11 protein-coding genes and 1 pseudogene are annotated in these 26,064 nt (G+C 38.0%); 3 read left to right on the forward strand and 9 right to left on the reverse strand.

Annotated features, from left to right (window positions below; genetic code table 11):
• Positions 1-221: 221 nt before the first annotated feature.
• Positions 222-1,226, forward strand: coding sequence for a class 1 fructose-bisphosphatase (fbp, locus tag MT391_RS04640; protein WP_499440221.1), 1,005 nt, complete (start codon positions 222-224; stop codon positions 1,224-1,226).
• A 202-nt stretch (positions 1,227-1,428) separates the two neighbouring features.
• Here the strand turns inward: fbp and MT391_RS04645 are convergent, their stop codons facing one another.
• Together MT391_RS04645 and MT391_RS04650 are read right to left on the reverse strand one after the other, a co-directional pair.
• Positions 1,429-1,614, reverse strand: coding sequence for a putative motility protein (locus tag MT391_RS04645; RefSeq protein ID WP_028867203.1), 186 nt, complete (start codon positions 1,612-1,614; stop codon positions 1,429-1,431).
• Positions 1,615-1,871: 257 nt separating this feature from the next.
• On the reverse strand, positions 1,872-3,116 hold the full coding sequence (locus tag MT391_RS04650) for a dicarboxylate/amino acid:cation symporter (RefSeq protein WP_499497143.1): 1,245 nt from the start codon (positions 3,114-3,116) through the stop codon (positions 1,872-1,874).
• Between the two features lie 258 nt (positions 3,117-3,374).
• On the opposite strand from MT391_RS04650, the gene MT391_RS04655 reads away from it, so the two are divergent.
• Both MT391_RS04655 and MT391_RS04660 read left to right on the forward strand, forming a co-directional pair.
• On the forward strand, positions 3,375-3,950 hold the full coding sequence (locus tag MT391_RS04655; protein ID WP_166369260.1) for a DUF2057 family protein: 576 nt from the start codon (positions 3,375-3,377) through the stop codon (positions 3,948-3,950).
• A gap of 464 nt (positions 3,951-4,414) precedes the next feature.
• Complete coding sequence (locus MT391_RS04660; protein ID WP_499440218.1) at positions 4,415-5,020, forward strand: hypothetical protein; 606 nt, start codon at positions 4,415-4,417, stop codon at positions 5,018-5,020.
• 582 nt (positions 5,021-5,602) lie between these two features.
• Here MT391_RS04660 and MT391_RS04665 read toward each other — a convergent pair.
• The 7 genes and pseudogenes from MT391_RS04665 to MT391_RS04695 form a co-directional block, all read right to left on the reverse strand.
• Positions 5,603-5,974: pseudogene (locus MT391_RS04665) on the reverse strand (VF530 family protein); the annotation flags it as partial.
• Positions 5,975-6,182: 208 nt separating this feature from the next.
• Positions 6,183-6,662 (reverse strand): GNAT family N-acetyltransferase, encoded by a 480-nt coding sequence (locus MT391_RS04670; protein WP_205962950.1) that lies wholly within the window; start codon positions 6,660-6,662, stop codon positions 6,183-6,185.
• A gap of 55 nt (positions 6,663-6,717) precedes the next feature.
• Positions 6,718-7,143 (reverse strand): VF530 family DNA-binding protein, encoded by a 426-nt coding sequence (locus MT391_RS04675; protein ID WP_166369254.1) that lies wholly within the window; start codon positions 7,141-7,143, stop codon positions 6,718-6,720.
• A 69-nt stretch (positions 7,144-7,212) separates the two neighbouring features.
• The gene (locus MT391_RS04680) at positions 7,213-8,874 is read right to left on the reverse strand and encodes a PfaD family polyunsaturated fatty acid/polyketide biosynthesis protein (protein WP_499497063.1); all 1,662 of its coding nucleotides are present in this window, start codon (positions 8,872-8,874) and stop codon (positions 7,213-7,215) included.
• Between the two features lie 11 nt (positions 8,875-8,885).
• Positions 8,886-14,942: a hotdog fold thioesterase gene (locus tag MT391_RS04685; protein WP_499497064.1), complete on the reverse strand. Its 6,057-nt coding sequence runs from the start codon at positions 14,940-14,942 to the stop codon at positions 8,886-8,888.
• Between the two features lie 9 nt (positions 14,943-14,951).
• Positions 14,952-17,819, reverse strand: coding sequence for a hypothetical protein (locus MT391_RS04690; protein ID WP_499497065.1), 2,868 nt, complete (start codon positions 17,817-17,819; stop codon positions 14,952-14,954).
• Positions 17,820-17,821: 2 nt separating this feature from the next.
• Entirely contained in the window at positions 17,822-26,044 is an 8,223-nt protein-coding gene (locus MT391_RS04695; RefSeq protein ID WP_499497066.1) for an SDR family NAD(P)-dependent oxidoreductase, read from the reverse strand.
• Positions 26,045-26,064: the final 20 nt, after the last annotated feature.

Consider the following 26,064-nt stretch of genomic DNA (forward strand, 5'->3'; position numbering starts at 1 on the left):
TCACATAAAAGGTAAAAGAAATGTGATATCCCTGTAATTCAAAGATATTGGGTTGTAACATTATTGAAATACCTAACTGCGTGGATAAAATTATAAGAAACCCCTAACTTGTAATACAATATACCTAGAATTTTAATTTATTAGAACTAGCTCACACCTTTTTATGAGCAAATTTTATTATTTATACTTATAATAAAATTCCAACACTTATTGGAGAGAATATGATCACTTTAGGCGAGTACATTATTGAAAAACAACATGATTTCCCAGAAGCTAGTGGGGAGTTAACGGGGTTATTAGGCGCAATTCGTTTAGCAGCCAAAATTGTTAACCGTGAAATTAACAAAGCCGGCATTGCTGACATTATTGGTGCCACTGGTATTGAAAATGTCCAAGGTGAAACACAGCAAAAACTAGATTTATACGCCAATGATAAATTTAAATGTGCTCTGGAAGCTCGCGGGGAGGTTTGTGGTGTAGCTTCTGAAGAAGAAGACGACTTCGTAAGTTTTGATAGTGAACGTGGTGTAAATAGTAAATACGTTGTATTAATGGATCCGCTAGATGGCTCTAGTAATATTGATGTGAATGTTTCTGTGGGTACTATTTTCTCAATCTACCGCCGTGTGAGTCCAGTTGGATCGCCTGTGACACTAGAAGATTTTTTACAACCAGGTATTAAACAAGTTGCTGCAGGATATGTAATTTATGGTTCATCTACCATGCTTGTTTATACCACGGGTAACGGTGTTCATGGCTTTACCTGTGACCCATCTTTAGGCGTATTTTATCTATCACATGAAAATATGATGACGCCTGAAACTGGAAAGTGTTATTCAATCAATGAAGGTAATTACTTGAAATTCCCATTGGGTATTAAAAAGTATATTAAATTCTGTCAAGAAATTGTACCAGAAGATAACCGCCCTTATACCTCTCGCTACATTGGTTCATTAGTTGCTGACTTCCATCGTAATCTATTGAAAGGTGGTATATTTATGTACCCATCTACAGCACAAGCTCCACTAGGCAAGTTAAGATTGTTATATGAGTGTAATCCTATTGCATTCCTTGCAGAACAATCAGGTGGTATTGCAAGCACAGGTACGAAAAGAATTATGGAAATTGAGCCAACTGAATTACATCAACGTGTACCATTTGTTTGTGGTAGTGCTGGTATGGTAAAAGATGCTGAAAAAATGATCGCGGACTATCCTGAAGCATAAACGGTTCTGATCTTATAATAATAACACCATAAAAATGCCAAACTTATGTTTGGCATTTTTCTATATATGTTAAATTTTTTGAGTGATTAGATTTGGTTATTTGACCTTCATAAAAAAATACCTAATAGCAAATACCTGATAATAACTACCTAATAATAAAAGTACATTCTAGTAAAACATAAATGATGCTTAATAGAAGAAGCTATACATGCGTATCAATGTTATTGCCCTTACTACCTTCAGGCATAGGCGGAATTGATTCTAATAATTGAGTAGCCTGTTGCTCGGCTTGGTCATTACTCTTTTTTAATAAATTAACATTGACCGTTTCCAGCGTATTTATTTTAGTTTGTTCTGTTAGCACACTGCCAACGACACTCATATCCATCAATATTCTCCTTATCTGTACCTTTCATAGCTTCATTTTTAATGACGATATCTATTAACTTCCCTACTGCTTATTTTTCATATTGACCCGTAATAAGGAACTAAAAAGTAAATAAAAATGTAACGGTATAATCTGTTATCGACAGGAACTCATATTTCTTGAATTATAAAGATAAAAAAAGAAGCTAGGCTCCTTTTTAATAGCTAAATTTCGGCATTAACTGAATTAAAGAAATAAGCAATTGACTATTAATGTCATTAACGTACTGGTGCTTCAACCTCTAATTCATTTTCTTGTTGCTCATGGTTTGGGTTTAATCCATCAACAATAACAGCACAAGCTGCGTCACCGGTAATATTCAAAGCAGTTCTGATCATGTCAAAAATACGGTCCAGTGCAAACAACAATGGTAACCCTTCTATCGGGATCCCAGCAGCTAATAAAACAGCAACAACTAAAAACGACGGGCCAGGTACACCCGCTTGTCCAATAGCACCAATAGTGGCGGTAAATATAATAGCGGCGTAAGCACCAAAGGTTAAATCAACATTAAATACTTGCGCAAAAAACACAGCCACTAAACCATAGTAAATAGCGTTACCGCTCATGTTAATAGTCGCCCCTAGCGGTAAGACAAAAGAGGCCGTCGAGTTGTTGATATTAAGTTCTTTCTCAACCACATCCATTGTCACAGGCAGAGTTGCCATAGAAGAAGCAGTGGATAATGCAACGGCTTGCGGCGCTTTCATTACCGATAAAAAATGACGTACAGAAACCTTAGATAGCAACTTGATTAATAACGGATAAAAACCAAAACCAAATATAAGAATTGCAACTACGTAAACGACAAATAATTTCATTACCATGGTAAGTACATCAAATCCAAATGTACCCACGGCTTCTGCCATTAGACCAAAAACACCAATAGGCGCAATTCGCATCACTACATTAATCATCCAAACAAAAGCATCAACTAAAGCCGATAATGCAGACATTAATGGTGCAGATTTTTTTTTATCTACTTTAGACAGAGCAATACCGAGAAATAAACAAAAAACTAAAACTTGTAGAATATTTGCATTGTTTAAAGATTGAAAAATATTGGTTGGGATCATGCCTAAGACTGTCGCAAAAAATCCAGGTACTTCGCCTTTATCTGCATATTCATTAGAGAACATTGAATGCATGCTGCTTAAGTCAACCCCTACGCCAGGTTGAAATAGCTCACCCAAGCCGATTGCTAACGCCACTGCAACAGCAGAGGTGAGCATAAAAAATGCAAAAGTACTGACTCCAATTTTTCCTGCCGCAGGGCTATCTCCTAAATTCGCTGCTCCGGTAATAATGGCAACAGCTACAAGTGGTATCACTAACATCTTAATAAGATGAATAAAGATAGAACCCAATGGCGCAAAAATATCTGCACTTGGCCCCATATAAGCACCAACAGCAGTACCTATTACCATTGCAATAACAACTTGAGTACCTATGTTAGAAAGCATACTTTTTTTAATTTTAACCACGCTGAATCCTTTTATTGTTTTGATAACTAAATTAAACTAGCTCTAATATTGCGCAACAAACTACCTTAAATAGTGAAATTGAAACTGATAACGATCAATCTTTCTGCTACCAGTGATCATTGTCTCAATTTTATAGTGATAGATCACATCTTGATATACCAAAGCGAAGCAGAATCTGTCATATTGACCTTATTCACTCAATTTTTTATTTCGTCTCTTTTAATTAGGAAAAAACATATGAAAATCACAGGATTATTATTATCCCTGGCTATTAGCCCTCTCGCTTTTTCAGGTGAAATTATCACCAATGACGGTATTAGTGTCCTAGCTGTAAATGGTGTAAAAGTGGAATCCTCATTTATGAGCGATAACACATTAGAAGTGAAAGATGGTAAGCAGCAAATTGCAGTGAGATTCAGTAAAAAGTTTGATATTGATGATAATCGTTTTACAGAAAGTAGACCGTTTTTGTTAAATGTAGATGTGAATGGCGAAACAACTATCTCGACTGATAAATTGTATAGCGCTGAACAAGCAGGTCAAAAGATTCAAGCGGGTTTAAACTGGTATGTAACGAATGATAATGGTAAATATCAGGTTGAAAACCCGACTGAATTGCATGGTAAAGGTTTGTTGCCATATAGTGATATCGAAGCATTAATCGCTGACACAAATCGAGATAACAACATAGATGTTAGTTCTGGCACCGTTAAAAAAGTGACTACAAATAGCTTAATTGACGAATATAGAGCAGCAACTGTTGAGCAGAAGAAACAATTCAAAATATGGTTAATCAACAACGAAACACGATAACCACTAATTTAATAAATATTGCTTAAAAATGTTTTATAACGATGTTTTGTAATAATAGCGACAATAGAAAATTAAGTAGCGCCTCGCACAGCACCACTTAGTGCCATCGCACACAACGAAACAAACAGCAACATTTATGGCGGTGTTTGTAAGAATAGTTGCAGTAATTGTTGTTCTAAGAATTGAGACGTAGAGAGTAATATCTTGATTGCCTACTACGTCTTTTTTTGTATCGGTTATCGATATAAACTTGGATCAGTATAAGGTGCTGACTCGATTTTCATATTTGGATTTGGCGCAATTTATAACTGTTATATTTTTGATAAACCAGTCATTAAGCGTGCTGTTTTTCTATTTTTTATAAACACAATTTAAAGTAACATATTCATTGTCAGGTTTGCCTTTTGCTATCTTTTTTTAATTAGTTTTATTATTTAAGGTGTCAATATAATAAGGAGATTCATGTGATCACAGTAGAAACCCCTGCAAGTTTTGAATGGAACGAATCAAATAGTCAGTGGGTAAAAAATTATTTAATACCTAAAACCCCCCTATTATTATCTTTAACACAGGGCTTAGGAATCGATATTAATAATATGTCTGAGACACAATTTACACAGCTATGTCAGTTACTTGAAACCACAGCTGAAGGTCGTGAATTACGTAATAAAATGTTTAAAGCTTGGCGCAGTAAAAAGTCACGTGATAGCGATGATGGAAAAAAACTCTATACCTTTAACTTATCTATTAAAGCTGGTGACCAGTTAAAGAAAGTTGCCAAAAATAAAGCGTTAAATAAAACCCTAGAATCCCTTATTTTTGCCGCTAAAGAGCCTGCGCGTGATACAAAAAAAATGCAGCAAACAATTGATAGCTTAAGTGTGAAAAATCAGGAATTAAAACAACAGTTATCCAATGCACAGAACCAATCATCAAACAGCAATGATACCGATACCGATGATTTTGACTCATTAATTAAAAATGACTTACAAGTTGCAGAATTAGCAAAATTAGAAAAATCTCAGCTGATCAAACAAATTTTATTACTGAAAAGAAAGTTAAATAAATAGATGTCTAGATTCGCATAATAAGTGCAGTTGCTTAACTGCTATTGTGAAGAATAAAGTATAGTTTTGAAAGCCATAACTAATTATGACTCATCTATACCCGTTACCATTCAAGATGCAAAGCTCAGCAAGTTGTGAGGTGGGTAGCTTCTAGGCAGAAAGTTGAAGATCTAACTAGTTCAATCAATACTTTCTAACAACGAAGATGCTTGCCTCACAACTTGCCCTGTGGGTCGTTAGCTCGAAAAGCATTCAGCGTTGCAACATTCGATAAGGACTAGCCATTGTCATCATGTTACGCCTTGCCTTGCTGTCCAAGCTAACGACTGAATAAAGCATCTCGATTGATAACGGGTATATATATTGAATATTTATTAAGCATTTACAGCTTAATCTCTTATAGCTTAACAGGCACCTCTTAATAATTAACGTTTTAACAATCACTTAGGCTAATTAAACGTTCCAAGGATTACTTGGGTCATACTTAGGCTCTGCTTTATCAGTTTTTTTACTTGCTACTTTATTATCACGCATAGGATGTTTAGTGTCTTGTCTGCGTGATTGATGACTTTGGCGTTTCTCATTTTGTCGCTCTTGAAAAGCCGATGCTGCTTTAGCTTGTGACAACTCTATTGATTCAATGGTTAGTTTCATCGGAGATAAAGGTACAATACCATGGTCAAAACCACGCTCTCTCGGGTCTAAATGAAATTCTACATCATTAGGTTTAGGCATACGCTTAAAACGATATAAATAAAAGCTCTCTAACTTTAATCGTGCCCATTCCGTTTTTTGTAAAAATTTTAAACTACCTTTTATACTTGGATTAACGTCAAAACATTTAAAACGGGTTGCTGCAAATAAGATTTTCCAACCATAAAATTCGACCAACTCTGTTAATAATGTTTCAGTTTTCAAACCATGAAGTGGGTTGTTTCTTTGTAATTCGGCAGACATTTTCTTTCCTAAGGGTATTTCAATAAATCGGTAGATAATATGTATATTGGTAAGTTAACATCTAAATGTAGACTAGATAGTAAACTCAACCTTAATAACATTATTGTTTTATTTGTGCATTATAGCAATCATTTCAATTCAGCGTCATTGCTTCCATTATTTTTTGGGATGGTTACGATAACAACTTACAAATTGATTAAATAATGCCCTAACTATTAAGTTGACCATTAAACTGATCATTTATCAATTTCATGTCTATATGTTCAATGCCATCTTCATCGTAAGGATCTGAACAAATAATAAACCCTAATGACTGATAAAAATTTTGTAAGTGAGATTGAGCAGATATTTTAATAGCTGGTGCTTGCATTTCATCTCTAATAAAATCAATCGCTTTATGCATCAGTTGCTTAGCTAAACCACTTTTACGTGCATTGGCAGATACAGCTACTCTACCAATGGCTACTTCTTGATAAAGAATACCAGCTGGAATAATTCGACAATAAGCGACTAAATCATCATCCTCTTCCGATATTAATAATATATGTAATGCTTGCTGGTCTAAATTATCAGTATCCGCATATAAACATTGTTGTTCAAGAATAAACACGTCTTGTCTAAGCTTTAATACTTGGTATAAACGATGTGCAGATAATTCTTTAAAAAACTTTAACTCCCAACTCAACATGATCTATTCCATTCTTTACAATCATCACTTAATAACTTCGTCTTGATACAAAGCATCATTTAACACCCCATGGATTGCTTGGGTCATAAACAGGTTCATTCTTAATAGTGTCTGCTTTCTCATAAATGCGGTATTTGCATGCTATATCAACACGATCAATCATCGCATTAGTAATAGGTTTAGGTTCATCAGGCATCTGATCTTCAGGGATATTTCTGTCTCTAGGTGGCTTAGCCAGTAACTTGGGTTCTGGGTATGGATAGGCTTTGAATTCATACAGATAAAAGGTTTCAACTTTTTCACGTGCCCATTGATTGTTACGCAAAAATTTACAAGTAGATTTCATACCGGTATGGAAATTAAAACGATCTATCAATAGTGCCTCACTTAAGCCTGGCCAAGTATAGTGTTCTGATATTTCGGTTAATAGTACTTCTAGCTTTAATCCATACAATGGATTATTTTGTTTTTTTACGGTCATGTTTTACTCTACTTTTATATTTGCCAGAGACTCTCAGCGGAACTTGATTTCACTGGCAATTTTAATTTATTAAGACAAAAAAGAATGTGCTGGATGATAATTCAATAGACTGTTGTGTACTGTCACGCCTTGATATTTAAGTTGATTGATGCGTTCTAAATACGCAGCACCAGTCAATAAATGTAATGCAACATCGACTGCATTTCGTTGTTGGTAATCGGCTAAATAACTGTCTTTTACCCAACTATTAAAGGCACCCAAACTCGGTCCAGCCCATATTTGATAGTCCATTTCACGTCCCTTTTCACCAATATTTGACCAGCGTGATGACAGACCTAAATACCAACGGAATATAAGTGCCATTTTTCGTTTTGGATCATGCTGCGCTCTGGCTAACATGTCTGGATCACGCTCATGAAAAAAGGCTTTGGTAATATCCCACACTTGATCTAGATTTTGTCTAAAAATTTGTTTTTCCACTTTCTCGCGTTCAATGGCAGGAATAGCTTCTATGCTTGGGTAGTTAGTGTAGATCTCATAGAGTTTATTAGCTCGCATAGCAAACATTGAGCCACGCTTTACCACTTGTAGTTTAACGCCCATTTCAAACATATCTGCCGCAGGAGCCATAGTCACATCGGCCATTTCTACATTCGCTAATAATTTTCTTGTATGTTCCGAAGCGCCCGCTTCTACACAAGCTTGGTTAACAGACCCAAGAACAATGTAAGCAGCCCCCATATTAAATGCAGCTAAGGCAGATTCAGGGGTTCCTATTCCGCCGCCAGCACCAACACGTAGTGGCGTCATATAGTTATACTTTTCTTGTAACTGATCACGCTGTTTTATAATAGTTGGTAGGAGTGTTAAAAAAGGACGGTTGTCAGTGTGTCCACCAGAATCTGCTTCAGCGGTAATATCATCGGCCATAGGCACCTTCAGTGCAAGCTCCGCCTGTAGTGCCGTTATTTTTCCTGCTGCTAGTAATTTTGTTAAAAACTTTTGCGGCGCAGGTGACATGAATCGTTCCGCAACTTCAGTACGCGAAACTTTTGCAATGACTTTATTGTTAATAGCAATACTACCATCTTGATTTTGTGAAAGGCCAGCAACGCGATAATGTACAATATGCTCAGTCAAAGCTAAAAACGCAGAAGCTTCTACAGTGTTAACCCCTAATTTCAAAAATCGCTCTACCGCACCCGATTCAAGCGCTTGCTCGCTGGGAGAGTGAATTAAGTTAACCGCAAAAGGGCCATCAGGCAACGCACGTTGTATACGTTTAATAGATTCTTCAATGACATCAGGAATAAGTCCTGCAGCGCCAAATGAACATAAAAAACCAGCTTGACCTAATGCAATCACTAACTCTACTGATGCAATGCCATTGGCCATCGCGCCACCATGATAAGCATATTTTACACCATGCGCTTTTTTAAATTCAGCGGAACCAAGTTCTTCAGCTTTAATTGCTTGTGCAAACGCGAGTACCGGTAAAACAGAAGCTGATGAAGTATCTACTGCTGTATTTTCTTGATGACTCATTAACTGATGAGTGACCGCAATGTTATTATTTGATTTAGCTAAATACATCGGTTTACCAATCTCTAATAATGCATTTTTTAAGCTAACAGGGTCATCGGATAATGTTGAGGCAGCTACTTGCCAATTCCAATCAATTTGTTGTTTATTGATTTCAATAAGTGCTGCTTTGTTAGTTGCTTGTGTCATTATTTTTCTCTTTAAGCTTCAACGATACTCAGAACAATGTCTTTCACTTGATAGATACGCAAACCATCTTTTGATAAGTTAGCATCGCCTATTAAGCGCACTTCCGATGCACTAGTAATAATCTCTTTTAAGTGCACATCCAAGCTCATTTGTTTATTAAGTGGTGTAATTTGTCCGCGATATTTCCACGCAACCTTAGTTGTTGGCGCAATAAAACGAGGATTACTGAATTGCTTACCTAAATCATGGGTTAACGCATAACACTGTAACAACTCGATAATGGCTTCTACGCCTAAAGAGCCTGGCATTACAGGATCTTGATGGAAATGATAACGGAAGAACCAATCACTCGCATCAATGTGGCGTTGCCCATAAATGTAAGCTAATTGATGATCTCCACCACCTTCAACAATACTCACTGTATCAACAAAGTTTAATTGCCCACCAGCTAAACGATAATTTGGCTTCTGTGCAGATGAATTGAATAAACTCAGTGTATCATCTGTAAGATCAATCTGTGTAATATCAGTTGCCGCAATATTATACTCAACAAACCACGGTTGAGTTACTTGTCCGTTATCAATACCCAACTGATTAGTTAATGAGTCTGCACTGAAATAACCAAAGACTGCTCCACCACGGTATATTGTTTCTGCATCGACACTTAATTCAAAACTAAAGCTTTGAATTATTGCACCACCTGCCATGCTTGTTGATAACAACACAGATTTATTAACGATGGTTTTTCCACGTAAATCGATCTGCTTAATGATCTCTCCGTGACCGTCTAAATTGCGAAAATAGAGATCTTTTTCCGGGTATTTTAGGGTAGTCCCCATGTACGCAGAGATAAATCCGTTTGGTTGTAATGCAATCTCCATTAATAGCGAATAAGGCATCCAGTTTTCACAGCTATTTTTAGTGAAATACCAGGCATCTTCCGGAACCTCATATTCAGCAATACAGCTAGCAGGCGTTTTAAAGTCCATACGTTGACCTTGCACATCAACGACCTTAGTAACCACCTGTAAATCGCCACAGGGCGTTCTTGGTGGCGTTCTGCTTTGATAAACATCAAAGTCTTGTCCAAAACACTGGCTAATGTTTCCCGTTGCAAATTCAAACAAGTGCCAAGCTGTAAAAGGTAGCGTATCTGGTTGCCTATTCTGCCCTTCAAAATAAGGAGCTGCAAAGTGCTGTATTGGCACGACACCTTTATTAGTCGGTGCACTCAAGTCTGACTCAACACGCATCAGTGGTCGTGTTGTATTTAGAAACGGTTTGATACCTCGTTCATCGATACAGTGTTGGTCAATACTGTGTTGATCAACACTGTATTTCCCTTGTTCAAATCCTAAAGCGGCATCACTTAGTGCCGAGGTTTCGCCCAAGTGATTTATAGAAATATTATTTGCATTGTTCACGCGATTTACATTGTTAGGAAGGGATACAGGATAAGGGCTTGTTTGATCTTGCTCTTTTATTTCCATACACAAATTTTTAAAATCGACGACAACTTTACCGTCCAAAATAATATCGATATTTGCTTTGATAAATGGACACGGTGACATTCCAATTTCAGTCACTTCCATTCTATAGGTCAGAGTATTAGTTTGAGGTCTAACTTGACCACGGCAACGCACCGTTTGCGCTTCACCGGCCATCGGTTGAAAACGTGCATTATTGACATGACTATTCATACCTAACCAGAGCATGAAGAACATTGCCATTTGGCCACAACCTTCAGACATTAACGAGCCAGCCATCACTTGGTCATCCTTAAAGTGGCAAGGGAAATACCAATGTTCAGGGTCTAATTGTTTTTGACCTTCTAGTAAACCGAGTCCCCAATGCCCCCCATTTTTATCAATTTTAGTGATTCGTTCAATCATTAAGAATTTTTCAGATGAGAACTTTAATGAAGGGTTACGCCCCTGTTGATCATAAGCATCACCAAAACACCCTTTGATATCACCATGCACTAATTTTAACATCGATTGATAATCGTATTGTGTTTGAGTATTAGCAATTAAGGGGCTAAATGATGATTTTATTGCACTATCGTATTGTGCTTTGTCATTAGCTGTTGCAATCACCCCTTTTCCATCTGCTAGCTCCTCATCGGTGAAGAAACCAGCACAACCATTACGCATGATTAACACTTTTTTATCGCCAACAAAACAATCGTAATGGAAGAAAAACAATAACTGCTCGCCATTTTTAGCATAAGAATCAATATGAATTTCATAGCGCAAGGTTTCACCACCAAAAGCCATCTCTTCTAAAAATGTTAATTCACAGTCTAATAAGCGGTATACACGCTCACCTTTGTTCTGAAAATCAATGCCAATATAAGAAATTAGCATAAGATCGCATTGTCCAGATTCTACGGATACAGACCAAGGTATTTGACCATCAATTAAAAAAGGTGCATCCAAAGGAATGTCATACTCGGTAAACATAGAAGATTTTTTATATTGATGCGTTTGTGCACTAAGTTCGGTAACTCGACTTACCAATAAATAATCCGTAGTCGGCAAACGTACTCTGCGTTTATAGCTATCAATAACGGCATACTGCTGACCAAATACATTACCAATATTACCTTCCGCAAACTCCACCAATTGCGCAGTATCAAAAACAATATTGGCAGGTTTATTATATTTGGGGATCAACTTCAAAGGTGGATAGTCATACCCACTTTGCCCCTGAATCGACAATAAACCAACTAGGTTTGTTGATGGCTGATTTGAATGACCTAAAGGCTGCTCAACTGCCGTAATGTGCGCTGGATTAACTAATTCATTATTAGTCATCGGTATTTGCTCATCCATTACAAGCTGAGCCTGCAGTTTGATCAAGGTAGATATCTGCTTTTCAGCCATAAATCGAGCACGTAAGAATGCTTGATGAGTTTGGCTTTGTTGCTCAATTTCACTACTTACTTGGCTTGCTACTTTACTTACTACTGGGCTTACTACTTGACTATGCTGTTTTTGTTTATCTGTTTCGCCAACAGTACTTTCAATATTGCCTGTTGTTTTTTGTGTTTTTTCGGTCATCGTTTCAACATTATTTCTGCTATTAGCAGTATTGATGGAGGCATTTAAATGGGCCATTTCAGGGGCTTTAAACTGCCTATTAAAAGAGTGCTGTATTTGTTCAATGAGTGGATTGTTTTGTTGTTGGCAAATACTATCAAAAATTGATTTACCGCCTAGGGTAACCGTTTTAATTAATCCTGGCTTAGAAGGCTTAGTTGTTTGCTTAGCTGTTACCTTAGTAACAAGTTTAGTCGCGTTCACATTAGACATAATAAGATGGGCAATACTATTGTCCATACCTAATCCATTTATTGCAACATAACGACTTGGTGCAACAATATTATTTTGTTCGCCGTCTGTTTGTTTATTGTCCTTAACAGCAAATACACTTGCAATAAGGCTCGCCATGCCAGATGCGTTATAACAATGCCCTATCTTTTGCTTGCTAGAAACAATAGAGGCACTTGCATAAAGCGTAGTCAAAGCATGATGTTCATCTGTTAATTGTTGTTGATTACCAGCGGCAAAAGCTTCAACTTGGGTAATTTGTGCTGCACTGACCTGTGCTTTTGCTAATGTACGAGAAATAAGCTCAACATTACTTTGTGCATTGATATTAGGGGCAAAGTTAACAGCTTCAATATTTGCATAAACTGTATCAGATTCGTTCACTCGAGAGTCTGCGAGCTGTGAGTTATCACCTTCTAAATCCTTTACTTGTGCGAGTACCTGAGCAGAATTTGCTTTAACAACAATAGCTCCTGCGCCTTCTCCGACTAACCACTGTAATTGTTGTTCAGAACGGGATTGTACATGTGCATTTACAGCAACTCGATTTTCCATAGGATTCATTTCACTTGCACTAAAACGTTGCCTCAGTGAAATATTTTCGATACTTCCCGCTAAATCAACACTGGCAATAATAACTGCTTCGACCGCGCTAGTTTTAAATAAATTATCCGCAATATCAATGCATTTATACACCGAGTTTTCTTCACTAGAAACCGTAAAGGCAGGTCCACTAAAGTCCCATAATGCAGAGATTCTTGAAGCCATGATATTACCAATAAAACTAGTGTATTGGTTTAGCTGCGCCGGTTCGTTAATACTCTGTTTGCTGATAGCAATCAATTCGGCCAACTGCTGCTTGGTTAATTCAATCCCCTGTGCAGATAAACTTTGCTTAATTTGGCTGTGCAGATTAACACGTCCACGATATTGGTGTAGATCAAGCTCTAATCCCATAGCGACCAAAACAGCAACATTACTTCCTGGCGTTAAGTTAGCATCTTTAGCGGCATTGTCAGCCACCTTCATCATTAATAACTGTTGTGGTATCAAGCTATCTTGATCATTAGGCGGAATCTTAAAACGCAAAAAATCTATCTCAAATTCGCTGAGATAATTCCCTTTAGGGGCTTTTTGTAATCCCATTCGATTCAGTACTGATGCTTGTTTATCAATCCCTTGCCAACGTTTCTCCGGTAAATCGACAAAATTATTTTCGTTGCTATTTAATAACTGTTGATAATCGAATGCATTATCAACCGAACCAAAGTGGCAGTCTATTCCAACAATAGCAAGACTTTGTACAGGGTTGAGTTGATTTGTATTGTCTGTTTTTGGGCTATCACCCGCTTGCAACACTAAGTGAGCATTACTACCACCAAAACCAAACACACTAACACCTGCTGTATTTTGATGTTTATGATCTAATGAATGTGAGGTTTCAGGCCATCTTATATTTTGAGTCGGGATCTGTTGTGCTGAAAAGTAACCCTGTTTAGTCGCAATGGCATTATCAACATTAATGGTTGCAGGGATCATTTTCTCGTTAAGTGCATAAATAGCTTTTGTCATCGCAGGCATACCTGCAGCCGTTAATAAATGACCGAGGTTAGATTTTGCAGATCCAAGTAAAGGTTTATGATGATATTGACTAAAAAACTGTTCCATAGACGTTAATTCAACTTTATCGCCTTTAGGAGTCCCCGTTGCATGACATTCAATGTAATCAATTTCTCGTGGATCAATCTGCGCATCTTTATAGGCTTCTTGATAAGCTAATATTTGCCCTTTACTATTAGGACTAAGTACAAATTCACCTTTGCCATCATTGGTTAAAGCTCCGCCTTTGATCACAGCATGAATACGATCCCCGTCTTTAATGGCATCACTATGTCGCTTAAGCACCATCATGCCGGCACCTTGTGCAGCAAATAGCCCTTGCGAATCTTGATCAAAAGGAGCATGTCGATTATTTTCAGGAAAAGCTTGAAAGATTGAAAATCCCATGTTCACAAATAAAGAATCGGCAGCAGAAACCGCCCCCGCTAACATCATATTAGCTTTACCCGTTTGCAAATAATCACAGGCTAATTTCACGCTATAACAAGATGAAGCACAAGCAGCATCCAAGGAAAAATAATTGCCACCGAGACCATTAACTTCAGCTAATAAAGCAGCGGGATAACCGGCAACAAGTGCATTATAAGGAGAAACGGTTTTAGTAGGTACAAAAGCAGACAGTTGAAACCTTGAATCAATCGTTTGCTGTAAGGCAAGCTCTACCACATCACGATATAACTCTAAAAAAAGATGATTAGATTGCTTAGTCGGGAAAGAAAGGTTGCCTAGAATCAACCCACAATCTTTTAATTTTTCACTGTGCCAATACCCTGCATCCTGCAAAGCACGTTTAGTCACGTACAGCGACCATTGATGTAAATCATCTAGCTGGTTTAAATCATCGGCGGTTACTGCTTTCCTTCCATTTAATGAGCGTTGATTAGTAATATATTCAGTACCATCAAAGTTAAAATCACGAATGTAGCCGCCATATAAACAATAATATTTATCGCTTTCACCCTTGCGCCCTAGATAGTCGTTTGGATTAACACCTAGTTCATGTTCAGTGATTGGCGTTCGATTATCTTGTTGCTTTAGTAATTGCTGCCAAAACTCATCAGGTGCACTCGACCCTGGAAATAAATTAGCAATACCTACGATGGCGATGTTTTCCATAATGACTCTCTATGATACTGATACTAAAGCAGACAACTTCTTAACGGGTCGTATTAATGAACCACTAAAAAAAGGCTGTAAATGAATAGGATAACCAAGGCTCAACAAGGCTGCGATGGTTTTTAAAATGGCACTATGATCATCTAATTTATTTTGGTTAACTGATAAACAGGTAATTGGCTGAGTGCTATTTTTTAAAATGCGTTCAATCCAGGTACTCAGGGACTTACCCGCGCCCATCTCAATAAAGACCGTTTCACCTGATGCCGCTATTTTGTTTATTAAGCGAGGAAAATCAACTAATTCCGTTAAACATTTACTAATACTCACGGCAATGGCTTTTTGCGTGATAGGTATCGGTAAATAACAAGAACTTGAAAATAGCTGGCAACTTAGTTTTTGTTTGATCGGTAAAGAATACAGCTGCAACATGTTTTCGTATTCGCTTTTTGCTAACTCACAGTGAATTATGTTGTGTACATTCAGAGCGATAGCACGCAAATTTAATCGTTTGGCTAATGCTAAACATTGTTCAGGCACACCAGCAATGACCAGACTCTCTGGCGTATTGATAATAGTGATATAAACACTTGGGAATTCTTCAATAATGGATTCAACCTGCAAAAGCCCCGCTTTGATATGATAAGATTCCCACAAAGGTTGTTCTGGAGTTGGACTAACACTGCTTTTATCGATTTTGTTGTTGGAAGTATTGCTTGTTTTATTTGGTGTTTTATTTATTACAGTACAGCTACTCTGCTCAGTAATTTTATCTAGGCTGTTTTTTTGAATGCTCTGTAAGCGTTTTAATGGACCAGATAACTGCTCAGTAAACACCTTGCTATTTCTGAAACGTTGGCTCATTAACTGTGGTGTTTGCCAGCAGTCTAGCGCAGCAAACATACTCACTTCTCCCATGCTATAACCCGCAGCACTGGTCGCTTTTAAACCAAGTTGTTGCTGAAAAATATCAGTTAATAAACACGCATAACTAACGCCTGCCTCAGCAATATTCGCTAATTCTGCACGTAACGACTTTTCTAGCGCTAAGGACATATTGAAATCTACTTCATCTATCAAACGTGGCGTGAGCAACGTATCTTGTAAGCTATGTGCAAGATCATCACTGAGCATGGATAATGATTGCCAACACTGAGGAAATAAACGCAGTAAATCTTTGCCCATATTGACGTATAACGCGCCCACACCGGGGTAGATAAAACTAAGTGATTTTAGCGTTTTAAAGGTACTCACTGCTTGCCCACTAAAATAGCTCCCAACAGGTGTTTTCCAAGGTTTGTTATTTTGCTGGGCAATGCTAACACCGGCAATGGCTAATTGTATTTGTTCCACTAATGTTGTAAATGAAGACGCTAACAGCACGACACAAAACTGCGCCTGAGTATCTTCACCCATCGCGAGTCTAGCATTGATTTGGTTATTATCTTGAGCATCCACTTGAGCATTAATCGAATAAGTTAAATTATTTTTTTGCTTAACAAATTCAACAAATGACAATGTTTGACTTGCAGAAATCATATCCATTGCTTGCAATAATGTTTGCTTTAAAAACTTTAATAATAATTGCATGTTTGAAGCACGAAAAATCACTGGTTTTAACGCTTGTTGAGCTAAAAAACCGTTATTTACGTTAAAACTATGACCTTTTTTTGTGCCTGCTGCGCACACACTAATTAATTCAAGCAGCCCATTACTATAAGTATTGTTGTCAATATTTTTAACCTCAGCTTTATTAGGTTCTTTCGTCGAATCTTTTACATGGCCGATATGGCTTACAATCACTCGACGAGGTCTAGTATTAGCTCCCTCGTTTGCATTATCACTTAAATAACTGTTCGAATGGGCTAGATAGTAAAAAGGTGAATGTTGCCAATCGGTTATAGACGGTGTTTCATTATCAGCTTGCTTTGCCCCCTGCTTTTTATTTTTCTTTTGAATCAAGCTTTGCTTACAACCTAAACGATAGCGCTGATCTAAACATAATATAGCAGCAAGCAGTGACACTAACGCAGTGAAATTTACCGAATCAGTCCTAATACACTCTACTGCCGTTAATAATGTTGTCTTAGCTTGATCTTTTTTTTGTCCAGATGATGCTTGAATTTGTTGTTTAGATAAACATTGAAAGGCATTTAGCCAACTGCCTTGATGCTGATGCCGGTAAACTTTGTTTTGTTCACTTGTACAACCTTTAGCTACAGATTCACCAGTGAGTATAGATTCAACCTCAGCAGGATTAATATCATTAGTCGATAAAAAATCTTGTATATGTTCACTCACTTCATCATTACAAGAAGTTTTTGTATAATTCAAAGTAGAAAATGCATTAATTTCAGCATAACAATGACATAAATGAAATTGCGATAGTGGTTGTTCAAGTAAAGCTTTATCGCAAACTAATAATGCAGCAACACCATCTAAATATTGTTGATTAATAGAAAGGATGATGGCTGCTTTATTGTTTACAGTGCTGATATTTGATTTTACAGTGCGAGAGTAGCTAAGCTTGCCGTTATTTGTAGCAACAAAACTTACTTCTTGCGCCTTTTTCAATGCCTCTGTAATCGAAAAAACAGTATTCACAGCAAAAAAATTAGTACTGAATTCAGTATTGGATAGTAATGGCTGAAAAATAGATGAATTGTCTTCATCTACAATCAATAAGTTAATATCATCGCCAGTTAAATGATTTACCGTTAATAACTGCTCAACAACCCTTTCGGCATCAGTTAAAACAGGCCCATAATGGCCTTGCTTTACTAATGGAATAGATTGATTTCTGTATAGGTGGTAATCGAATGCATCAATATCTTTTACTGATGTAAAACTCCCCCCTAGACCGATCACAGCAAGCATTATTAAGCGCTAGCCTTAAATAACTCACGTAAACTTGCGCTACAGGTGACTTCTGCTGCGCTTATTTTACTAATCACTCGATTATTTTGATCAATCAATAAAAGATCGCCTAGCACCGACTGTCCTGATTGTTTAGTGATCGTCAATTTTATAAAGAAATCTTCACCTACTTTTACATCTCGAAATAACTGCCATTGCCCAGTGCTCGTGGGCAAACTACCGGCATCCATTATTTTACTTGTCCACACTAACAGAGCTTGATATACCAGATCATTGGCTAACACATTATTGTCAGCTAATAAAAATTCACCTTGTGCAGACAGCGCTGAAGGTTCAATAACACATTCGATTAATAAACCAGACTCATCTAATTGATGGACATGTTTAATGCCCTGTAAACTCTCACCATGGAATAAACTACCGTCTGAATACAAAGCGTTAGCTTGTGCAGACTGCTTGCTTACTCGCTGCGGTAAAATGCCTTGATACATTATTTGCTCCGCATTTTGTTGATAACCAGGTTTAATCAAATTCAATACGGCACGATAATGATAAAATGATTTAGTGGGTTCTTTTTCACTACTAACCACTACTTCAATAGCAATGGATGAATCAGACTCACTGATCACGGTTGTATTAATCAAGTAATGTATCGATTGTTTACCATCAAAAACAACACCTTTTAACAACTTAAAGTGTTCAATACTTTGATAAGAATAATCAGGATACAAGGCTTCACAAGTTGAACGCATCCAAGCCATCGCGCACACAGTCGGTAATACTTGCTGACCATCAATTTTATGATCTGCAATCAATAAACTATTATCGGGATTAAAGGTTTTTGTCACGACTTTGTTAACACCGATTAATGTTTGATTATTCCCCTCTAACGCCCATTCTTGAGTAGACGAATTATGCTTAGCAGCCGTATCATTCGTATCTAAAGCATCATGATTACCAGACATATCAGTACCGACTACAATTTGCACACAACGATTGCTATTAGCCGCCAACTCGCTGGCCAGTAATGTAGCCCCCGATTGAATAGGAATAATGTATACACCACGCTCGTCGAACATACGTTTCAACTCTGCTGTAACCATACCACCATTCCAAGGTCCCCAATTGAAACTAAGCACCTGCGCCGCTGGATATAAATTTTTAAAACGGTAAGCTGCTTTATTAAGGATTTCATTCGCAATCGCGTAATCAGATTGACCTGGGTTACCATAAAAGCCCGCTGCAGAAGAAAATAACACTAAATGTTGTAATGTGCTTAACTCACAACAAGCTAACAATGCATTCAACCCTTGAATTTTAGTGTTATATACCTGATCAAATTCGGCTAATGTTTTTTGTTCAATAAATTTATCTGCTAGTACACCGGCGCCATGTATAACACCCGTAATCGGCCCCCACAAATCACAAATTGGTTGAATCACTGCTTTAAGGTTTTCTTGGTCACAAACATCCGCGCTAACGTATTCAGCAATACCTCCGAAAGCTTCAATGCTCTGTAAGGTTTGTGTTATTTCTCGATTAGCGAGTACCGGTCCGATTAACTGTTTAATCAATTTAGGGCTTGGTTTTTCACCTGTATTGAGCAAATGTTTCATAGCAGATTTTTTTAATTCACTCTCAGTGGCATAACTAAGTGACCAATCATCTTCTTTAGCCTGATAACTTGAGCGCCCTAGTAAAATAAATTTACACTGGTATTGTTTAGCAATTTCAATGACACAATGTGCTGTCACTCCTTTAGCACCGCCACTCACTAAGAAAACACTATTCTCATCTAACTTATTATCACTTTGTAATTGATAACTGTCGGTACTTTTGGCGACTAGTGAAAGGCGCCCCTGTTCATTAAAGCCAACTTCAACCGGTAATATTTGTTTGTCATTGAGTTCACCGACGACTATCTTGGCAACTTTATTAGCGGCATATTTACTAGGAATATCAACAATACGGCAAAACACATTATCCCACTCATGGGCGATTGTTTTCACTAAACCAGCTAATCCACCTTGCACAAGATCCGCTTTTTGTTCGATATTATTCGTTGCAAAATCACCGCCTTGGCGTGTTAACACCAAAAATGATACACGGTCATCGTTATTTATTTTGTTAAGTTTACTTAACTTCGCTAACAGAAAGGCTAACTGTAATCCTTTTTTATGATCCTCTGTAAAGCTAATCCCTTCAACTGCTGTTTTAGGATGCAGATAAATAACCGACTGCCACTGTTCCTTTGATTCTAATAATGTGTGTAATGTGTTTTCACAAAGTTCAGGTAAAACCAAACGCTCAATGTTCTGATCAAAGGACTTAGTCATTTTCTCTACCACCCAAGCAGGTGTCAGTACACTAACATTCCAACCTAATGTAGATAACTCATTGGCAATCAATACACAGCTATTTAAACCATCATTAACTAATAGAAGATTCTTGTTATCAACACTTGAGTTAATACACTCAAGTGTTGCAAGCTTTTTTATTTCTACCGTCGCACTAGGAGACGGATCAATAACATAATTGATTTCCAAATTATTTTCTGTCGCCGCATTTTCTAAAACCAATGGTTTTTCAGGGCTAATTTCTGCATTTAAAACTGGCAATACTATCGCACTCGATTGAACGCTATGCATGTATTGTATAATTTCATCTAAGGTACGCATTTGTGATAATTGCTCTGCATCTAACTCCGGTAAGTCAGTTATCTCATCCTGCACAGCCCCTAGAATTTCTACACGTTTGATAGAATCAATACCTAAATCAGCTTCCATATCCATGGTTAATTCCAGCATTTCAACGGGATAGCCGGTTTTATCAGCGACCACATTTAACATGACTTTTTCAATATCATTGAGGTTCAAGGAATTATTACTGGTAGCTTTCGCTGTTTCAACTTGTGTGGCAATAACAACTGGTGTTGAAACTACAACGTTAGTTATTGGGTTTACTGTCACCACTGAATGCATATAATTCACAATTTCAGCTAAAGTACGCATTTGCGATAACTGTTCAGCATCTAACTCTGGCAAATCAACAATTTCATCTTGCACCGCGCCTAAGATCTCAACTCGCTTGATTGAATCAATGCCGAGATCCGCTTCCATATCCATGGTTAGTTCTAGCATTTCTGTTGGGTAGCCGGTTTTATCCGCTACCACGCTAAGCATGACTTTTTCAATATCATTAAGGTTCAAGGAATTTTTGCTGGTAACTTTAGCTATTTCAACTTGTGTGGCAGTAACAACTGGTGTCGAAGCTACGACGTCAACCACTGGGTTTACTATCACCACTGAATGCATATAATTCACAATTTCAGCTAAAGTACGCATTTGAGATAACTGTTCAGCATCTAACTCTGGCAAATCAACAATTTTATCTTGCACCGCGCCTAAGATCTCTACACGCTTGATTGAGTCAATGCCTAGATCCGCTTCCATATCCATGGTTAGTTCTAGCATTTCTGTTGGATAGCCGGTTTTGTCAGCCACCACACTAAGCATGACTGTTTCAATATCATTGAGGTTCAAAGCGTTATTGTTAGCAACTTTTTCTGTTTCGAGCTGTATTTCAGTAGCCGAAGCAACGACCTCACTCATTGGATTTACCATCACCACTGAATGCATATAAGCAACAATTTCATCTAGGGTACGCATTTGAGATAATTGCTCAGCATCTAACTCTGGTAAATCAGCTATTTCATCCTGTACAGCCCCTAAGATCTCAACACGCTTGATTGAATCAATGCCAAGATCTGCTTCCATATCCATGCTCAGTTCTAGCATTTCTGTTGGGTAACCGGTTTTATCCGCCACCACGTTAAGCATCACTTTTTCAATATCATTGAGATTCAGGGAAGTATTGTTATCAACTTTCGCTGTTTCGACCTGTATTGCAGTAGCCGAAGCAACGACCTCACTCATTGGATTTACTATCACCACTGAATGCATATAAGCAACAATTTCATCTAGGGTACGCATTTGCGATAATTGCTCAGCATCTAACTCTGGTAAATTAGCTATTTCATCCTGTACAGCCCCTAAGATCTCAACACGCTTGATTGAATCAATGCCAAGATCTGCTTCCATATCCATGCTCAGTTCTAGCATTTCTGTTGGGTAACCGGTTTTATCCGCCACCACGTTAAGCATCACTTTTTCAATATCATTGAGATTCAAGGAAGTATTGTTATCAACTTTCGCTGTTTCGACCTGTATTGCAGTAGCCGAAGCAACGATCTCTCTCATTGGATTTACTACCACCACTGAGTGCATATAGTTAACAATTTCCGCTAGGGTACGCATTTGTGATAACTGCTCAGCATCTAATTCCGGTAAGTCAGTGACCTGATCTTGCACTGCGCCTAAGATCTCAACACGTTTAATTGAATCAATGCCCAGATCTGCTTCCATATCCATGCTTAGCTCTAACATTTCAGTGGGATAACCGGTTTTGTCAGCGACTACATTCAACATAATGCTTTCAATAGCTTGAGCATCCGCCTTTGTCTCAGTGACTGCTATTACGTTGGCAGGTTGTTTAACTTGCTGAGACTGAATCGTTGCATGTGTTACTTTTAGTTGTTGTTGTAAATCAAGATCATTGGCTGTGCTGATATTTGTATTAGCATTTGCCGCAACACTTTCCTTTTGACTACTTTGGAATTGATTAGCTTGCATTTCAGGTTGAAGCTTATCAGTAGACCTTGCCGTTGCCGAGTCTGTTACGTTATACATAGGATTTTTTAAGTTAGATACAGAGTTTGTTGTTCTGTTTTCACTCACTTCAACCGCCGACACATTATTCAACATTTGCTGCATATTGTCGGTTTGATTGTTTAAATAAGTTTCGTGTACACGCAACGTTTCCGTCTGGAAGTCATGGTACATAGCAAGTGTTTTATCTAACCCGTCAGGTAAATTTTGTTGCCCTGCTTGCGCAGCAAGTACTGTTTTAAACGTATCCGCGTATTGATTCGGCCCTTCTAAATAAGCTTGGTGCACAGAGAGAAGTTGTGATTGATGTTTAACAAACTGCTCTACGCTGCTTTCAATACTAGAAGCTAATTGTTGTTGATTATTACTAATGCGATTAATAGCATTAGTAGCTAAATGAGCACTAGCTTGGTCTTGAATATTGGCGCCCGTTTGATCAGCTAAACGCTTACCTTGACTGTCTACGTAGACTATTTTTTCGACAACCTTTTCAACTATTTTTTCAACAATAACTTCTTTAATTTGTGGTTCAGACACAGGTACTGCCTGTGCTACTTTCCAACCATCTGTTAATTCATCTTGGAAGGCTTTTTTAGTTTTATTGCTGACATAAGATGCACCAGAAAGCTTCATTGCTAGTGGTGACTTTTTAGGTGCTATTGTAGGGCGTACTACCGCAGAGTATGGGTCAATATTATCCAGTTCAAGTCCAAGCACGGCCATTTGCACGGCAGCTAAGCGTAATTGTAAATCTGAACACTGCTTAGGATTGTTATTGGTTGCAATGGTTACGACATCATTTTTATCGCCTAAAATGTTATCAACTAATCGTGTTAATACATTTTTAGGACCAAACTCAACAAATATGCGCCCACCAGCATCATACAAATTATTAATCTCTTTACTGAATTGTACTGACTGTAAAATATGTTCTTTTAGTGCAGACTTGATCTGATTATGATCATCACTGTGCGCTTCACCCGTCGCATTTGAATACACTGCGATCTTAGGTTTGTTAAACTTAACCCCATCAATAGCTTCAGCAAAAGGTTGCTGCGCGTGCCCTACTAGCGGTGTATGAAATGCAGCAGAGACAGGTAATGCGATGACTTTAAAACCACTATCAGTTAATTGCGTTGTCGCGATTGCTATCGCGTCGGTTGTACCTGCAATAACAGCTTGATTATTTGCGTTATAATTGGCAATTTCCACCCCTTCAATGGCTTCAATGTTTGATTCAATATCGCTTATATTTCCAATCACTGCCGCCATAGTGCCAGGGTCAAATGCTTCACTATTTTGTGTATTGTTATCAGGTGCCGACATAGCTTGCCCGCGCGCCTTCGCTAATTTCATAAAGTCAGCTTCAGATATAACATCTGCAGCCCATAATGCAGTCAACTCACCAAAACTATGTCCTGCGGCAAAATCTGCTTTAAATCCAGCTTGTTTAAAGGTATTGAATAAACCAACAGATAAGCTACCAATGGCAGGTTGTGCGTATTGTGTCGCTCTTAACGCTAATTCCTGTTGATCTCGTTTTTGCTGATCAAATACGGGAATAGGATACACAAACTGAGATAAACTTGTCTCACCTGCTTGATGGAATTGCTGGTCAATGTGTGCTTGGCTAGCCATCATGCTTGGAAAATGACAAACCAACTCACGGCCCATATTGACATACTGAGAACCTTGACCAGAGAATAAAGCCACTACTTTGCCATTAGTTGGCATCGCCTGCTCACGATAATAAAGGCCAGTCGGTGTTGACCATTCACTATTTTGATCAGTGGTTAATTGAGTGACTAGCTGTTGCAACAGCTTAATTGTTTGCTCAACTCCATTGGCGACAAAACCACAGCGTGCTTGTTTTTCTGCTACTTTCTTAATCGGATACGAAAGGATCAACTGATTAAGCGCATAGGGTTGTTGTTCAGGGTCTACCTGCAAAGAAGCTAATTCAGTTTTTAATGTGTTAATTAAAGACTGTTTATTATCGGCAGCAAATAACAACGTCTGTGCAACCTCATTTAATCGATATGCACCTTGTTGACTTTGTGTGTATTCTTCTAACACTAAATGAAAATTCGTGCCGCCAAAGCCAAATGAGCTAATACCCGCTTGACGCTTAGCGCCATCAGCACGTTGCATCCAAGGTCTAGTTTCAGTATTGATATACAAAGGTGTATTTTCAATATCTAAATTTTGATTTGGTTTATCTACATTAATGGTGGCTGGTAACACCTTATGATGTAAAGCGAGTGATGCTTTGATTAAACCCGCCGCACCTGCAGCCGCTTTAGTATGTCCCACTTGAGACTTAACAGAACCAAGGGCAACGTGCTGTTTTTGATCGTTATTTTCACTAAATAATAACTCTAAGCCTTTAAACTCTGCTGCATCGCCCGCTTTAGTGCCAGTGCCATGAGCTTCAATTAAGCCACAGGTTTTTGGATCAAAACCGGCATCTTGATAGGCGCGTTTTAATGCTTTTAATTGCCCTTCTGGACGAGGAGCATAAATAGATTTAAATTTACCATCGGATGAACTACCAATACCTTTAATAACAGAATAGATTCGGTCACCGTCACGTTCAGCATCTTCTAAACGTTTTAGAGCGATCATCCCTACCCCTTCTCCGATCATCATTCCGTTCGATTTATCATCAAAAGGACGAATACAATCTCCGTCGGTAAAAGCAGGTGTTTTAGAAAATGACATGTACATGAATGGTGAGTTATCGCAGCAAATACCGCCTGATAACATCATATCTGAGCGGTATTCTAATAAATCTGAAACCGCCATTTTGATCGCAGATAAAGAACCCGCACAAGCAGCATCAACCACACAGTTAGTACCACCAAAATTAAAACGATTCGCAATACGTCCAGCAATAACGTTACCTAACATACCGGGGAACGAATTTTCTTCCCAGGGAATATAAGCCTTCTTAAATTTGTCCACGATAACTTGTGTATCATCTTGACTAAGGCCTGAAGCTTTTAAAACTTTCTCAAGTACGGGGCCTTGTAGGCGAGACATTAATTGTCCACCTTGTTTTTGGCCACCACCTACTCCTAATACAATGCCCATTTTATCACGGTCAAAACTACTTTCTTCACTGACACCGGCATCAGCTAATACATCACGCGCAACCACTAAAGCCATTAACTGTGTAATATCTGTTAATTCTAATAAGTTCGGTGGTAAACCAAATTCCATTGGATCAAAATCAATCTCGGGTAAAAAAGCGCCGCGTTTACAATAACTTTTATCCGCTTCTTTTTTATCGGCAGAATAATAATCATCGATAGCCCATCTGTCCTCTGGCACATCTTGAATGCCATTTACAGAATTAACGATAGTATCCCAAAATTGTCCAAGGTTTTTACTCTCAGCAAAAACCGAAGCCATACCAACAATTGCAATCGGCGTTTCTTGCAAGCGAGAGTTGAGTCGCTTATCCGACGCTGGGTTTGTGGTTTGCTTTTTTGACATTATTTTCTCCAATAGCATTA

It is taken from the genome of Vibrio sp. 1-Bac 57 (assembly GCF_037546855.1).
GTDB lineage: Bacteria > Pseudomonadota > Gammaproteobacteria > Enterobacterales > Psychromonadaceae > Psychromonas.